The organism is Streptomyces sp. SID486 (assembly GCF_009865385.1).
Taxonomy (GTDB): domain Bacteria; phylum Actinomycetota; class Actinomycetes; order Streptomycetales; family Streptomycetaceae; genus Streptomyces.
In genome coordinates this window covers 1-14,225 of the sequence record NZ_WWJT01000524.1, presented here as the reverse complement: position 1 = coordinate 14,225, position 14,225 = coordinate 1, and the positions used below count along the sequence as shown (strand labels likewise).

Sequence of the window (14,225 nt, the reverse complement as noted above, 5' to 3'; positions counted from 1 at the left end):
CGCCCGTCCCCGGGCCCGCGCCTGCCGCACCCCTCCCCGGGCCCGCGCCTGCCATACCCGTCCCCGGGCTCGCGTCGGCGGCCACGCCCGTCCCCGGGCCCGCGCCGGCGGTCCCGGCGTCGCCGGCCGTGCCCAGGGCGCTCACCACCTGCCCGAGCCACCGCCCGGCGCTCTCCCCGAAGTCGGGCTCGCAGTCGGTGCGCGGGACGAGGCGGGTGGCGCCGAGCGCCGCGAAGCGTTCGTCGAGCCGGCGGCCGTAACCGCAGAAGTCGTCGTAACTGGAGTCGCCGAAGGCGAGGACCGCGTACCGGATCCCCTCCAGCCGGGGGACGTCCGGGGCGGAGAGCGCCTGCCAGAAGGCGGTGCCGTTGTCCGGGGCCTCGCCGTCACCGAAGGTGCTGGTGACGAGCAGCACGTCGGCACCGGCGGCGAGGCGGGCCGGGTGCGCCTCGGCCATGGGCAGCAGTTCGGGGGCAAGGCCCGCCCGGGCGAGGTGCGCGGCGGCACCGGCGGCGAACTCCTCGGCGGTGCCGGTCTGGGAGGCCCACACGAGCAGGAGCCGGCGCGCCGCCGCGGCCGTGCCGGTGTCCGGCGCCGGTGTCCGCGCCGGTTCCCCGGCGGGGCCTGCTCCGGCCGTGCGGGAGAACATCCCGGCGAGGACGCCGTCGACCCACCGGGTGTGCTCCGGACCGAGAGGCGCGTCCGGTGGCAGCACGGGGACGCGCCCCCCGGACGGCGGGTTCAGGGCGAGGCCGGACAGATAGCCGGAGAGGTAGTGGCGCTCCGGCTCGGCCAGGGAGGCGGGGGTGAGCTGCCCGACGCCGAACAGCGTGGCGAGCGCCTCCACGGGGGAGTCCGCGGTGGCGGCCGGCGAGGGCACGGGCGCAGGGGTCACGGGGGTGTCCTCCGGCTGGGTGCTGTCCTCCGGCCGGGTGCCCGGGCGGCCCCCCGGGACGGGGGAGGCCGTCCGGGTGAGGGCGACGGCACAGACTTTGAACTCGGGCTGCAACGAGACCGGGTCGACCGCGTCGTTGGTGACGGCGTTGACACTGAGGTACTCGCCGAACAGGTCGTTGCGGTGGAAGGGGGCGAAGCAGTTGCCGGGCAGCACCCGGTCGGTGACCACGGCGGGCAGGACGGCACGACCGCGACGCGAGGCGACCTCCAGGTGGTCGCCGTCACCGACACCGAGCGCCGCGGCGTCCTCCGGATGGATCTCCACGAACGGACCCGGGTCCAGCCTCGCGAGCTTGGCCACCTTGCCGGTCTTGGTCAAGGTGTGCCACTGGTGCTGCAGACGTCCGGTGTTGAGCACGAACGGGTGCTCGTCGTCGGGGAGTTCGGCCGCCGGAAGATGCGGACGCGCGAAGAACCGGGCGCGCCCGCTCGCGGTGGGGAAGGCCAGCCGGGGCCGGGTGCCGTCCGCGCGCTCCAGCAGGGTCTGGCTGACGCCGTCGTTGAGATAGCGGACCGGGTTGCGGTCCGGGCCGTCGACGGCGGGCGCCGGCCACTGCACCGGCGTGGTGCGCAGCCGGTCGTAGGTGACACCGCGCAGGTCCCACCCCGTCGCGGGGTTCCACGCCTGCTTCAGCTCCTCGAACACCTCCTCGGCCGAGGCGTACGTGAAGCCCTCGGTGAACCCCATCGCGCAGGCCACCTCGGCGATGAGCCGCCAGTCGGGCAGCGCCTGTCCGGGCGGGTCGACGACCCCCGGTACGAGGGTGAGGTTCCGCTCCGAGTTGACCATGACGCCGTCGGACTCCGCCCACAGCGTCGCGGGCAGGACGACGTCGGCGTACGCGGTGGTCTCCGTCTCGGCGAACACGTCCTGGACGACGACGAGTTCGGCGGCCTCCAGGCCGGCGACGACCGTCCTGCGGTTGGCGACCGAGGCCACCGGGTTGGTGCAGATGATCCAGCACGCCTTGATGTCACCGGCGCCCATCCGTTCGAACATCTCGACCGTGCCGCGCCCTGCCTCGGCGCGCAGGGAGCCCTCGGGGATGCGCCACAGCCGCTCGACGAAGGCCCGCTCGGCGGCGTCTAGCACGGAACGCTGGCCGGGCAGCCCCGGGCCCATGTACCCCATCTCGCGCCCGCCCATGGCGTTGGGCTGACCGGTCAGCGAGAACGGGCCGGACCCCCGTCGGCACAGGGCACCGGTCGCCAGGTGGAGGTTGATCAGGGCGTTGGTGTTCCAGGTGCCGTGGGTGGACTGGTTCAGGCCCATCGTCCAGCAGCTCATCCAATCGCCGGCCTCGCCGATCAGCTGCGCGGCCCGGCGTATGTCGCTCTCGGGGATGCCGGTGATCTCCGCGACCTTCTCGGGCGGGTGGTCCGCGAGGAACGCGGGCATCTCCTCCCAGCCCTCGGTGAACTCGGCGATGAACTCCTCGTCGGTGTGGCCGCCCGCGACCAGCAGGTGCAACAGGCCGTTGAGCAGGGCGAGGTCGGTCCCCGGATTGATCTGGAGGAAGAGGTCGGCCTTGTCGGCGGTGGCGGTGCGGCGCGGATCGACGACGATCAGCCTGGCGCCGGCCGACTTCACCCGGTCCATCATGCGCAGGAACAGGATCGGATGGCAGTCGGCCATGTTGGAGCCGATGACGAGGAACACGTCCGCGTGGTCGAAGTCCTCGTAGGAGCCGGGCGGACCGTCCGCGCCCAGCGACAGTTTGTAACCGGAGCCCGCCGAGGCCATGCACAGCCGCGAGTTGGACTCGATCTGATGGGTGCGCACGAACCCCTTGGCCAGCTTGTTCGCCAGGTACTGCGCCTCCAGGGACATCTGCCCCGACACGTAGAAGGCCAGTGCGTCCGGCCCGTGCTCGTCCAGGATGGCCCGCAGCCGGGCCGCGACCGACGCCACGGCCTCGTCGACGTCCGTCCCGACCGCCGCCGCGCCCCGCTCCGCACGGACGAGCGCGCGGGACATCCGCCCCGGAGCGGCCATCATGTCCGCGCTCGTCGCCCCCTTGGTGCACAGCCGCCCGGAGTTGGCCGGGTGCGCCTTGTCCCCGGACACCTTCGCGGCACGGCGGCGGCCGTCGGCGGGATCGCGCGTCACGTCCAGCACGATCCCGCAGCCGACGCCGCAGTACGAGCAGACCGTGCGGACACTGCCGTCCGCCGAACCAGATGCCACCGCTGTCCCATCCCGCCGGTGTGTGCCTTGCCGGGCCGGGACCGTTCCGCCGGTGGCGGCAGCCCCGAGACCAGCACCGTAGGGAGATCGAATTTCCGGCCCGTCACACGCCGGGAGCGTCCGGGGTTACGCCCCCCGCACACACCGGGGCGGCACTGTGTGAGGGCGTGGACGTGCGGCGCGACGGTCCGGGCGCTGGGACGGACGTACCCGGGCCCGGACGGTCCGGCGGTGCGGGTGTTCACACCCGCTGCCACAGTGCCGGGGGGTCCGGCTGCTCCCAGCCCGGCCGGGCCCGGTGGCCTTGCGGACAGCGCCAGGCGGCCCCGCCGTACGTCACCCTGTCGCCCGCCTGGGCCACGTGTCCCCGCCGGGGCCCGGCCGGCCCGGCCGGCGTGCGCAGGCGCGGACCTACGGCCTGGCGTCCGCCTCCGGAGTCAGCCGGACCCGCAGGCTCCGCACGCTGCGGGCCACACGGGCGGGACTGTAGGTCACCCGGTCGGCGGTCGGCCGGGGCCGGTGGCGGAGCAGCTGCCGGAGCGCCGCGGTGGCTTCGAGGCGGGCCAGGGCGGCGCCGAGACAGTAGTGACTGCCCAGCCCGAAGGCGAGGTGCCGGGGCTGCCGGTCGAGCCGGAGGCGGTGCGGCTCCGGGAAGACCCGCGGATCACGGTTGGCCGCGCCGAGCAGGACCGAGACGACGGCGCCGCGCGGCACGGGCGTACCCGCGATGTCGGCGTCCACCAGCGCGCTGCGGGGCGCCAGCTGGATGGGCGGATCGAAGCGCAGCAGTTCCTCCACGGCCCGACCGGTCACCTGCTCCGAGTGGCCGCCGGCGGTGAGCCGTGCCAGCTCGCCGGGGTGCCCGAGGAGGGCGTGCATCCCGTTGCCGATCAGCCCCACGGTCGTCTCGTACCCGGCCGCGACGAGCTGGGCGCAGGTGGCCACGGTCTCGGCGCGTGCCGCCGGGCCGTCCGCGTCCTGCGCGAGTCCGCGCAACAGCCCCGAGGAGTCCGGGCGCCGCAGGGCCGCCCCGATGTCCCTCGCCAGACAGAGCCGCGCCCGCGCGATGCTCTCCTGTGTGCCGGGGTCGATCAGCTCGGGCGGGTCCATGCCGCGGACCAGGAGCGAGGCCGCCCGCGTGAAGCGGTCGCGGAGGTCTTCGGGCACCCCGATCAGGTCCGCGACGACCCGTGCGGACAGCGGACGGGCGACATCCGCGACGACGTCCGCCGTGCCGGACCGCGCCGCCGCGGCGACGAGGTCCGCCGCCGTCTCCCCGATCGTCCGGCGCAGGGACAGCAGCTCACGCGCGGTGAACGCCCGCCGCACCCGCTCGCGTTGCCGGGTGTGGCCGGGTGGATCGGTCAGCAGGAACGTCCGCGCGGGCACACCGTAACCGGTCGGCTCCTGCGCAGTCTGGGCGCCGTGCCCGAACCGCGGGTCGCGCAGGACGGCCTGGGCCTCGAAGTAGCCGAGCACCACCAGGTCGCCCGACCGCGTGCGGTGGACGGGGCCGTGCCTTCGGCGCGCCTCCTCGTACCAGGGGTACGGGTCCTGGACGAACTCCTCGGCGGAGACGTCGAAGGGGAACTGCCGCATCAGGCAGTCGATCAGGGTACCGGCTGTGTCCATTCAGGTCCCGCCCGTCGTTCCTCGGCCTGCCGCAGACGCCCCGGGGATCCGGTCGCCACGACGACCCGCTCGTTCCGGTGATCGCCACGGCATCCCGCTCATTCTGCTGAACAGCGCACATGACGGGCGGGACGCGGAACGGATGTCCCGGGTTTTCACGCGGGTGCGCGCAGGACGCGGGGAACGAGAAGCCGCCGGGCGGGCGCCGGAGCCGAGCCGTCGGGCCTTGTGCGCGGGCCTTTCCGGCCGGCCGAGGGGTGGGGAGGGCGCCGTCGCAGCGCCGACCGTCAGGCGGGGGCTGCCGCGCCTTCCCGGCGCCCGTCCCGCACCCCCGGGCACATCGCCCGTTCCGTACGCCGCCTGGAAGTCGGCCACTCCGTACGCCGCCTGGAAGTCGGCCACTCCGTACGCCGTCGGGAAGTCGGCCACTCCGTACGCCGTCGGGAAGTCGGCCACTCCGTACGCCGTCGGGAAGTCGGCCACTCCGCACGCCGCCGGGGAGGTCGGCCGTTCCGCACGCCGCCGGGAAATCGGTCGCTCCGCACCCCGCGAGAGCCCGCCCGCTCGCACCCGGCGGGAGATCGCCCGCACCGAGGCACACCAGGAAACGAGCGGAGCGCCGAGCGGGTCGCCGTAGACCACACGGTCATTGTTCGCCGACACGCGCCCGCCCTTCGTCGACCGCGTCGCCGCGCGTGCGCTTTGCTGGCTGTCCGTCCGCCTCACCACTTCTTTTCCTCCCCGGGAGCAGTCCTTGGCCGACCAACTGTTCGCCGACACGCTCATGCGGCTCATCGTCCGCCATTTCGAGATGGATCCGGAGCAGTTGAGCCCCGACAGCAATCTGCAGGAGCTGGGTCTGGACTCGATCGCCCTGGCGGAACTGCTCGTCGTGGTCGAGGAGGAGACCGGTATCGAGGTCCCCCTCACGGACGACACGATGCCGGTGGGGCCCGGGGTCACCGTCGCCGCGGTGGCCGACTACGTCGCGCGGTTCGCCGACGAGTCCGCCCGAGCCGTCCTGCGCACTCTGGCCGCCGCACCGGCGGGCGCGGACACATGAAGGGGGCCCAGACCGTTGTCACCGGCATCGGTCTGGTCACCCCGGCAGGGGTCGGCGCCGCCGCGACCTGGCAGCGCCTGTGCGCCGGGGCACCGACGGCCGCCACCGACCCCGGCCTCGCGGGCCTGCCCGTGGATTTCAGCTGCCGGGTCGGGGACGGGGAACTCGCGGCGGCCCTCGGCCGCGGGCTGCGCTGGCGCACCGACCGTTTCATCCACCTCGCCGTCATCGCCGCACGGGAGGCCGTCCGGGACGCCGGTCTCACACCGGGGGAGTGGGCGGGCGAACGCGTCGGCGTGGTCATCGGGGTGGGCAGCAGCAGCCGTGACACCGACCTGCGCACCGCGGGCTGTCTGGCCTCGGGCACGTACCAGAAGATCTCGCCCACCACGGTCCCGCGGGCCCTGCCGAACATGGCCGCCGGTGAGGTCGCCGCCGACGTGGGCGCCAAGGGGCCGGGGCTCGGTGTCAGCACCGCCTGCGCGTCCGGTGCGACCGCGATCGGCGTCGGCCGGCAGCTCCTGCTGGGCGGCATGTGCGACATCGTGCTGGTCGGGGGCGCCGAGAGCGCCTGCGGGCCGCTGTCCAGCGCGGGCTTCTGGAAACTGGGCGCGCTGTCCACCCGCTGCCACGACCCGCAGGGCGCGTCCCGTCCCTTCGACACGGGCCGGGACGGCTTCGTCCTAGCGGAGGCCGCGGGCGTGCTCGTACTGGAACGGGCGGCGCACGCACGCGCCCGCGGCGGCAGGGCCAGAGCACTGCTGTCCGGGTTCGGCGCCACCAGCGACGCGTACCACCCCACCAGCCCGCATCCCGAGGGCGAGGGTGCCGCAGGCGCGGTGCGGCAGGCGCTGGCGGAGGCCGGCCTGGCACCCGGCGACGTCCACCACGTCAACGCGCACGCGACGTCGACACCGCTGAACGACCGCACGGAGGCCGCCGTGCTGCACCGCGTCTTCCGGCAACCGCCGCCGGTCACCGCGACCAAGAGCGTCCTCGGCCACTCCCTGGGGGCCGCGGGTGCCGTCGAAGCCGCCGTGTGCGTCCTGTCGCTCCAGCACCAGAGCGTTCACCCGACCGCCAACCTCGACACACCGGAACCCGGCATCGACCTGGACATCGTCACGAAGGCCCCCCGTGCCTGCCGGATGGACACCGTGCTGAGCACGTCGTTCGGCTTCGGCGGACAGAACGCGGCCCTCGTCTTCCAAGCCGTCTGACCACGCGCCGCCCCCCCGACGGCGGACTCCCGTCCCCGCACACGCCCACCGCACACGGCCGCCCGCCGCCTCCCCACCCGGACACGGGCCAGGCTCCGGCTCGGCCACCGCCCGGGGCCTTCCCGCCCGGACACCGGCCAGGCTCCCGCTCGGCCACCGTCCGGGGCCTTCCCGCCCGGACACCGGCCAGGCTCCCGCTCGGCCGCCGCCTGGGGTCTCCCCGCCCCGACACCGGCCAGGCCGCCGCTCGGCCACCGTCCTGGCCCTCCCCGGCCGGCTTCCGCGCTCGGCCGGCCCTGTGGTGTGCGTCAAGTGGTGAAAGGACGGGGCCAGGCGGGCCCCCTCGGCGATCAGGGCTCGAACGGACTGCCTCGGAGCGGTCACCCCGGAGGCGAACTCCGGTGATTTCGGGTTCAGTTGTTGACGCCGGGCACGGGTGGGACTACAACCCGGAGAGAGCGCTCTCACGCCTGCTGTTGCTCCCGCACCCCCGCACGCCGACCCGGCTTGAGGAGACCTCGCATGCCGATACCCGCCGGACCACCCGCATCCCGACCACCCCTCGCCACCGCCCGCTCCCGCACCGCGCTCGCCCTGGCCGTCATCCTGCTGGCGGCCTGTTTCGCCGCGCTGACACCGTCGCCCGCACGGGCCGCCGACCAGTTCCTCTCCCAGGGGCGGCCCGCCACGGCGTCCTCGGTGGAGAACGGGACGTTCCCCGCGGGCGCCGCGGTCGACGGCAACTCCGGAACCCGCTGGTCCTCCGCCTTCGCCGATCCCCAGTGGCTCCAGGTGGACCTCGGCTCCACCCAGCAGCTCAGCCGCGTCACCCTGGCCTGGGAGGCCGCCTACGCCAAGGCGTTCCAGATCCAGACGTCCACCGACGCGCAGAACTGGACCACCCGCTACTCCACCAGCACGGCCACCGGAGGCACCCAGAACCTCGCGGTCACCGGCAGCGGCCGCTACGTGCGGGTCCTCGGGACCACGCGAGCCACCCAGTACGGCTACTCCCTCTGGGAGTTCCAGGTCTACGGCCCCGGCGGCACCACCACCCCGCCGGACGACTTCTGGGGCAGCACCGGCGACATCCCGCCCGCGAGCAACGCCGTCGAGGTGAAGATCCTCAACCGCACCAACGGCAAGTACCCCGACAGCCAGGTGTACTGGAGCTTCAACGGGCAGGTCCACTCCATCGCCGAGCAGCCCTATCTCGACATGCCGGCGAACTCCGCGGGCCGCATGTACTTCCACCTCGGCTCACCCGACAGCCCCTACTACGACTTCATCGAGTTCACCGTCGGCAACAACGTCTTCAACGGCAACACCACCCGCGTCGACGCCTTCGGTCTCAAGCTGGCCATGCGCCTGCACGCCAAGGACGGCTACGACGTCGAGGTCGGCGAGAACAGGCAGACGTTCGCCGAGGACCGCGCGACCACCTTCCAGCGCTTCACCGACGCGGTGCCGGACCAGTTCAAGGTACTGGCCCGGACACAGGCGCCGTACCGGATCATCGCGCCCGGCAGCGACCCGAGCTTCCGCGCGGGCGGCGCCAACTCCGGCTACTTCACGGCCTACGCCCAGTCCGTCGGTGTCGACGCGGCCACCTCGGACATCTTCGGATGTGCCGCCTCCCTGGCCGCCGCCCCCGACATGTGCGCCGCCCTCAACCGCCATGTGGCCACGCTGCCGGCCTCCCAGCAGGGCGACCCCGCCCAGTACTACAAGGCGGCACCCGCGAACTACTACGCCAGGTTCTGGCACGACAACGCCCTCAACCACCTCGCGTACGGCTTTCCCTACGACGACGTCGCGGGCCAGTCCTCCTTCATCTCCCACGGCGACCCGCAGTGGCTGCTGGTCGCCGTCGGCTGGTGACCGGCCGGTGACGGTCTGAACGCCGGCGCCGGCCGGCTCGGACCCACCGAGCCGGCCGGCCCCGGCGGGACCGGCGTCCCGCCCTGCCGCGACCCCGCTGCCGTGGCCCGGCGGGGCTCGGCCGGTCTCGCCGCAGAGCGGTCCGGCTCAGGGGGTGTCCTCGACCTCGCGCACCAGCTCGATCGCCCTGGCCAGAGTGGCGAGGCGGGCCTCCAGGGTGTCACCGGCCGGGTACAGCCGTACGGTGTCGACGCCGGCGGCCCGCCACACCCGGAGCCGTTCGCGCACCATGGCCTCGGTGCCGATCAGCGTGGTGCCCAGCACCATGTCGTCGGTCACCAGGGCCGTGGCACCGTCCCGGTCACCCGCCTGCCACCGCTCGCGTACCTCTGCGGCGACGTCGGCCCAGCCCTGGCGGCTGTAGGCGTTGTTGTAGAAGTTCGTGGACGCCGAGCCCATACCCCCGAGGCTGAAGGCCAGTTCCTTCCTGCGCCGGGCGGTCATCGCGCCGAGCGCCTCCTCGTCGGGCGCGAAGGCGACCTCGGCGCCCTGACAGACGTCCAGGTCGCCCCTCGTCCTGCCGGCCCGGGCCAGGCCCTCGTCGAGGTGGGCGAAGTAGGCGCCGGCCGCGCCCTCGGGCACGAAGCTGGTTCCCAGCCAGCCGTCGGCGACCTCTCCGGTGAGACGCAGCATCGCGGGTGACAGCGCGGCCAGGTACAGGGGGATCCGGTGCTCGGCCCGCGTCGACAGCCGCATGGGAACCGCTTCGCTGCCGCGCAGCGGGATGGTGAACTCCGTTCCGGAGTAGGCGAGCTTGCCGCCGTCGAGCACCTGCCGGACGATCTCGACGGTCTCCCGCATACGGCGCAGCGGCCGGGCGAACGGCACCCCGTGCAACCCCTCCATCACTTGCGGGCCCGAGGCTCCGAGGCCGAGCACGAAGCGTCCCCCGGAGAGGTTGGACAGGGTGACGGCGGTCTGCGCGACGGCCGCCGGGGTGCGGGTGCCCAGCTGGATGACACCGGATCCGAGGAGCATCCGGTCGGTGAGCGCGGCGTAGTAGCCGAGGGCGGCGGGTGCGTCGGAGCCCCACGCCTCGGCGACCCAGCAGATGTCCAGGCCCAGCTTCTCCGCCTCGACGACGAAGTCCGCCGTTCCGGACCAGCTCTCGCCGCCCGACGCCTCGACCGTGGTGGCGGTGCGCATCACGCCTCCGCCCGCTGCTTGATGTGCTCCAGCGTCGCCGTGATGCTGCGCTCGAACTCGCGCAGCCGCACGAAGACGATCTTCTGTTCCTTGTCCGGCATCCGGTCGATCGCGAAGGACAGTCCGGAGCGCCCGGGGCCCAGCTGCATCCACTCCGACAGCTCCGTCCCGCCGTTCTCGGGCCGCAGCCGGAAGCGCCACAGGGCCGCGGGCTCGTCGGGGTCCTGCACCGCCCAGGCGAGGACGCGGCCCGGTTCGCACTCGACCACATGTGACGTCGTCGACCACTCGCCGAGCGCCTCGTGCCTGCTGTGGCCCACGAACCTGGCGCCCACGGCCGGTGCGTCCGCACCGTCGAGCCAGTGGACGGACCTGAGCTCCTCGCTCAGGGCCGGCATCAGGGTGATGTCGCTGACCAGCTGCCACACCCGGTCCGGTGGGGCGTCGATCCAGGTCCGCACCTCCACCGTGGGTCTGTCCGCGTAGCGCGCGCCCGTCCACTCCACGTCCGTCAGCCTCCTCGCCGATCGACCGATGTGACCACCAGGGTTGCTTCATGAGACTTAGCTGTCAAGGGCGCTGGTGACGGGGTGGTGGGGGAGGGCGGGGGTCAGGCGGTCCCGAACCGGCGTCGTACGTCCGGCCGCCGCCTGAGCCGCTCGGGATAGCCGGGTCCCATCCGCATCGACGTCTCCTCGGCGGCGAGCGGCCGCCGGCACTGGGAGCACACCACCTCGGCCGCGGTGTCGTGGCCGCACGCCTCGTGGTGGAACACGACCGGGACGCCCTCCTCGCCGGCCAGCCAGCGGTCGCCCCACCTGGACATCGTGGCCAGGACGGTGAACAGGTCGCGCCCCTTCTCCGTGAGGACGTAGTCGTAGCGCGGCGGCTCGCTTTCGTAGAGCCGCTTCGCCAGCACCCCCTCGTCCACCAGGCGGTGCAGCCGGTCGGTCAGGGTGTTGCGCGCGATCCCCAGTTCCCGCTGGAAGTCGTCGAAGCGGCGGATGCCGTAGAACGCCTCCCGCACGACGAGGGGCGTCCAGTGGTCACCCAGCAGATCGAGGGTCCGCGCGATGGAGCACGGCCAGTTGGCGAACGACGTTCGTTTCATGCCCTCGATGATAGAGAGTCTCACGAAGAGACTCAGCAGTTGTACGCCGTCCGTCGCCCGCCGGGGGAGGAGGTCACGGCCGGTTCTCCCGGGTGCCGAGCACGGTCGCGCGGAACGACGCGACGACGGGACGCAGGTCGGTGCGGTGCCAGGCGGCCCACAGGCGTACCGACGCGTCGAGCCAGGGCAGTTCGCGCACGTCGGCCCCGGGCACGGTGGTGCGCGACATGCTCTCCTGGACCAGGGCGCAGCCCAGACCGGACGCGACCAGGCCGAGCGCGGTGAGCGGCCCGGGCGCTTCGAGCCGGATGTCGGGGGTGAAGCCGGCCGTGGCGCAGGCGGCGACGAAGGCGTCACGCCAGTCCGGGGTCCGGTTGTCCTCGACGGCGATCCACGCCTGTCCGTCCAGGTCGGCGGGCCGGATCTCGGACCGCTCGGTCAGCGGGTGTCCGGCCGGCAGGGCCAGACGCAGCGGATCCTCCAGCAGCAGCGCGCAGCGCAGGTCCGGATCGTCCTCCGGGGGCGCCTGCGGGACGAGCGCGATGTCCAGGCTCCGCTGGCGCAGGCCCTCGAACTGCTCCGCCGCCGGCAAGTCGTACAGGGCGACGTGTATGCCGGGCCGTTCGTCGTGCAGGGCGCGCAGCGCGCCGGGCAGCACGCCGGTGTGCATGGCGTCGCCGACGTATCCCACGCACAGGCCGCCCTCCTCGCCACGGCCCAGGCGCCGGCCGAGGTTCTCCAGGCGGGCGGCGTGCCGCAGCAGCGCCTGTGCCTCCGAGAGGAAGATCCGGCCGTCGGACGTGAGGCGGATGCGCTGCTGGGTGCGTTCGAACAGGGTCAGGCCGAGGTTCTTCTCCAGCTGGGCGATCTGCCGGCTCAGCGGCGACTGCGAGATGTGCAGCCGCTCGGCGGCCCGGCCGACGTGCTCCTCCTCGGCCACGGTCACGAAGTATCGGAGTTGTCGCAGGTCAAGCACGTAAGACTCTCCAGGACTCAACTCTGTCCAAGTAAGTCTTGGACAGTCTGATGTTCCGATCCTAGCGTGGTGGGAGCAAGAGCCGCGGAGGCGAACAGAACCGCACGAACTCCGCGACACGTACCACAGAAGGATCTTCTCCATGGGTATCAAGTCCCTGCTCCCGGCTCCCCTGGGCTTCGGCACCGCACCGCTCGGCAACATGTTCCGCGCGATCCCCGACGAGGAGGCCGCCGCCACCGTCGAGGCCGCCTGGGACGCGGGCGTCCGCTACTTCGACACCGCCCCCTTCTACGGCGCGGGCCTGTCCGAGATGCGTCTCGGCGAGGTGCTGGCGGACCGGCCGCGTGACGCGTACGTGCTCAGCACCAAGGTCGGCCGGGTCGTCCTCGACGAACCGGAGGACCCCGCCGCGCGGGACCTGGGCGAGAAGGGCGGACTCTTCGAGCACGGCCGCCCCCACAAGATGGTCGACGACTACACCGCGGACGCCACCCTGCGCTCCATCGAGGACAGCCTGCGGCGCCTGCGGACCGACCGCCTCGACATCGTCTGGGTGCACGACGTCGCCCAGGACTTCCACGGCGACCAGTGGCTCGCCGTCTACGAAAGCGCCCGCACCGGCGCATTCCGGGTCCTGCAGCGGCTCCGCGACGAGGGTGTGATCAAGGGCTGGGGCCTGGGCGTCAACCGCGTGGAGCCCATCGAGCTGACCCTCGACCTCGACGAGCCGCGGCCCGACGCGTTCCTCCTCGCCGGCCGCTACACGCTGCTCGACCACGAGCGGTCGCTGCAGCGCCTGCTCCCGGCCGCCACCGCGAACGGCGTCGACATGGTCGTCGGCGGGCCGTACAGCTCGGGCGTCCTCGCCGGCGGCCGGCACTTCGAGTACCAGAAGGCGCCTGCCGGCATCCTCGCCAAGGTCGAACGGCTCAAGGCCCTCGCCGCCGAGCACGGCGTGAGCATCAAGGCGGCCGCCCTCCAGTTCGCCCTGGCCCACCCCGCGACGGCGGCCGTCGTACCGGGCGCCACCCGGCCCAGCCGCATCGCCGAGGACGTCGCCGCGCTCGGCGAGAGCGTGCCGGCCGCCTTCTGGAGCGCCCTGCGCGAGGAGAAGCTCATAGCCGCCGACGCCCCCGTCCCCACCCCCGCCGTCTGACCCCCGACCGCAACCGAGGAACGGCCCCATGGCTTCCACCACCGCATCCATCGACCTGCCCGTGTCCCCCGACGCCGTCTGGGAACTGATCGGCGGATTCGGCTCGCTGCCCGACTGGCTCCCCTACATCACCCGGAGCGAGCTGACCGAAGGCGGCAGGGTCCGCCGTCTGACGAACCAGGACGGCGGCACCATCGTCGAACGCCTCCGGTCCTTCGACCACGCCGCCCGTACCTACTCCTACGCCATCGAACAGGCTCCGTTCCCGGTCGCCGGCTACCTGTCCACGCTCACCGTGCACGAGGTGCCCGGCACCCCCGGCGCGTCCCGGGTGGAGTGGTCCGGGACGTTCGTCCCGGCCGGGGTCGGCGACGGCGAGGCCGAGGCACTCTTTCACGGCATCTACACGGACGGGCTCGCGGCACTCGAGCACACCGTACGGAAGTGACCCGCCGCGCCCCCCGCGGCCCCGGTTCACGGGGCGGGGCCGGCTCACGCGACGGAACCGGTTCACGTGTTGGGCCGGTTGACGGGGTGAGGCCGGTTCACGGGGCGGGCCGGTTCACGGGGCGGGCCCGTTCACAGGGCGGGGCCGGTTCACGTGGCGGGCCCGGTGAGCACCACCGGGGCCGGCCCGCCCGGCGGTACGACTTATCACCGCTTCGGGTGGCGGAGTTCCCGGCGGCACACGGGACCATGGGACGTTGGACCCGTCTCCGTCCGCCCGACCGTCCAGGGACCCGTATGCGAGTCACCACCCCTCGGCAGCGACCCGCCCGGCCGGCGAACCCCGGCACGGCCGGTGCCGCCGAGACGGGCTGAGGGCGGGGCC

The 14,225-nt window shown here is 73.4% G+C and carries 11 protein-coding genes and 1 pseudogene; 5 read left to right on the top strand and 7 right to left on the bottom strand.

All coding sequences use genetic code 11. The features are described 5' to 3' along the window. From GT045_RS24205 to GT045_RS24200, 3 genes and pseudogenes are all read right to left on the bottom strand, one after another. Window positions 1-3,145: bifunctional nitrate reductase/sulfite reductase flavoprotein subunit alpha (locus tag GT045_RS24205; RefSeq protein ID WP_161335429.1), on the bottom strand; the 3,145-nt coding region annotated here is incomplete at its 3' end. Window positions 3,146-3,386: 241 nt separating this feature from the next. Next, window positions 3,387-3,512, bottom strand: a pseudogene (locus tag GT045_RS40750) (carbohydrate-binding protein); the annotation flags it as partial. Window positions 3,513-3,556: 44 nt separating this feature from the next. Beyond that, entirely contained in the window at window positions 3,557-4,777 is a 1,221-nt protein-coding gene (locus GT045_RS24200) for a cytochrome P450 (RefSeq protein ID WP_161335428.1), read from the bottom strand. 754 nt (window positions 4,778-5,531) lie between these two features. On the opposite strand from GT045_RS24200, the gene GT045_RS24195 reads away from it, so the two are divergent. The 3 genes from GT045_RS24195 (at window position 5,532) to GT045_RS24185 (ending at window position 8,941) form a co-directional block, all read left to right on the top strand. Further along, on the top strand, window positions 5,532-5,840 hold the full coding sequence (locus GT045_RS24195; RefSeq protein WP_202528903.1) for an acyl carrier protein: 309 nt from the start codon (window positions 5,532-5,534) through the stop codon (window positions 5,838-5,840). Further along, on the top strand, window positions 5,837-7,060 hold the full coding sequence (locus GT045_RS24190; protein ID WP_161335427.1) for a beta-ketoacyl-[acyl-carrier-protein] synthase family protein: 1,224 nt from the start codon (window positions 5,837-5,839) through the stop codon (window positions 7,058-7,060). Before GT045_RS24195 ends, GT045_RS24190 begins: the two co-directional genes overlap by 4 nt. 522 nt (window positions 7,061-7,582) lie before the next feature. Continuing rightward, on the top strand, window positions 7,583-8,941 hold the full coding sequence (locus GT045_RS24185) for a beta-1,3-glucanase family protein (RefSeq protein WP_161335426.1): 1,359 nt from the start codon (window positions 7,583-7,585) through the stop codon (window positions 8,939-8,941). Window positions 8,942-9,088: 147 nt separating this feature from the next. Here the strand turns inward: GT045_RS24185 and GT045_RS24180 are convergent, their stop codons facing one another. The 4 genes from GT045_RS24180 to GT045_RS24165 form a co-directional block, all read right to left on the bottom strand. Then, window positions 9,089-10,147, bottom strand: coding sequence for an LLM class flavin-dependent oxidoreductase (locus GT045_RS24180; protein WP_161335425.1), 1,059 nt, complete (start codon window positions 10,145-10,147; stop codon window positions 9,089-9,091). Continuing rightward, window positions 10,147-10,653, bottom strand: a complete 507-nt coding sequence (locus GT045_RS24175; protein WP_161294555.1) for an SRPBCC family protein — start codon at window positions 10,651-10,653, stop codon at window positions 10,147-10,149. The genes GT045_RS24180 and GT045_RS24175 overlap by 1 nt, the downstream gene beginning before the upstream one ends. Before the next feature lie 104 nt (window positions 10,654-10,757). Then, window positions 10,758-11,258, bottom strand: coding sequence for a helix-turn-helix domain-containing protein (locus GT045_RS24170; protein ID WP_161294557.1), 501 nt, complete (start codon window positions 11,256-11,258; stop codon window positions 10,758-10,760). Window positions 11,259-11,331: 73 nt separating this feature from the next. Beyond that, complete coding sequence (locus tag GT045_RS24165) at window positions 11,332-12,234, bottom strand: LysR substrate-binding domain-containing protein (RefSeq protein WP_161335424.1); 903 nt, start codon at window positions 12,232-12,234, stop codon at window positions 11,332-11,334. Window positions 12,235-12,376: 142 nt separating this feature from the next. On the opposite strand from GT045_RS24165, the gene GT045_RS24160 reads away from it, so the two are divergent. Further along, window positions 12,377-13,393, top strand: coding sequence for an aldo/keto reductase (locus tag GT045_RS24160; RefSeq protein ID WP_161335423.1), 1,017 nt, complete (start codon window positions 12,377-12,379; stop codon window positions 13,391-13,393). A 28-nt stretch (window positions 13,394-13,421) separates the two neighbouring features. Beyond that, window positions 13,422-13,841 carry an SRPBCC family protein gene (locus GT045_RS24155; protein WP_161335422.1) on the top strand — a complete coding sequence of 140 codons (420 nt, stop codon included), beginning with the start codon at window positions 13,422-13,424 and terminating at the stop codon, window positions 13,839-13,841. Window positions 13,842-14,225: the final 384 nt, after the last annotated feature.

Excerpts from the sequence above, each read along its gene's own strand:
- GT045_RS24200 (WP_161335428.1), bottom strand. The coding sequence starts at position 4,777 with ATGGACACAGCCGGTACCCTGATCGACTGCCTGATGCGGCAGTTCCCC.
- GT045_RS24190 (WP_161335427.1), top strand. The coding sequence starts at position 5,837 with ATGAAGGGGGCCCAGACCGTTGTCACCGGCATCGGTCTGGTCACCCCG.
- GT045_RS24185 (WP_161335426.1), top strand. The coding sequence starts at position 7,583 with ATGCCGATACCCGCCGGACCACCCGCATCCCGACCACCCCTCGCCACC.
- GT045_RS24180 (WP_161335425.1), bottom strand. The coding sequence starts at position 10,147 with ATGCGCACCGCCACCACGGTCGAGGCGTCGGGCGGCGAGAGCTGGTCC.
- GT045_RS24170 (WP_161294557.1), bottom strand. The coding sequence starts at position 11,258 with ATGAAACGAACGTCGTTCGCCAACTGGCCGTGCTCCATCGCGCGGACC.
- GT045_RS24160 (WP_161335423.1), top strand. The coding sequence starts at position 12,377 with ATGGGTATCAAGTCCCTGCTCCCGGCTCCCCTGGGCTTCGGCACCGCA.
- GT045_RS24155 (WP_161335422.1), top strand. The coding sequence starts at position 13,422 with ATGGCTTCCACCACCGCATCCATCGACCTGCCCGTGTCCCCCGACGCC.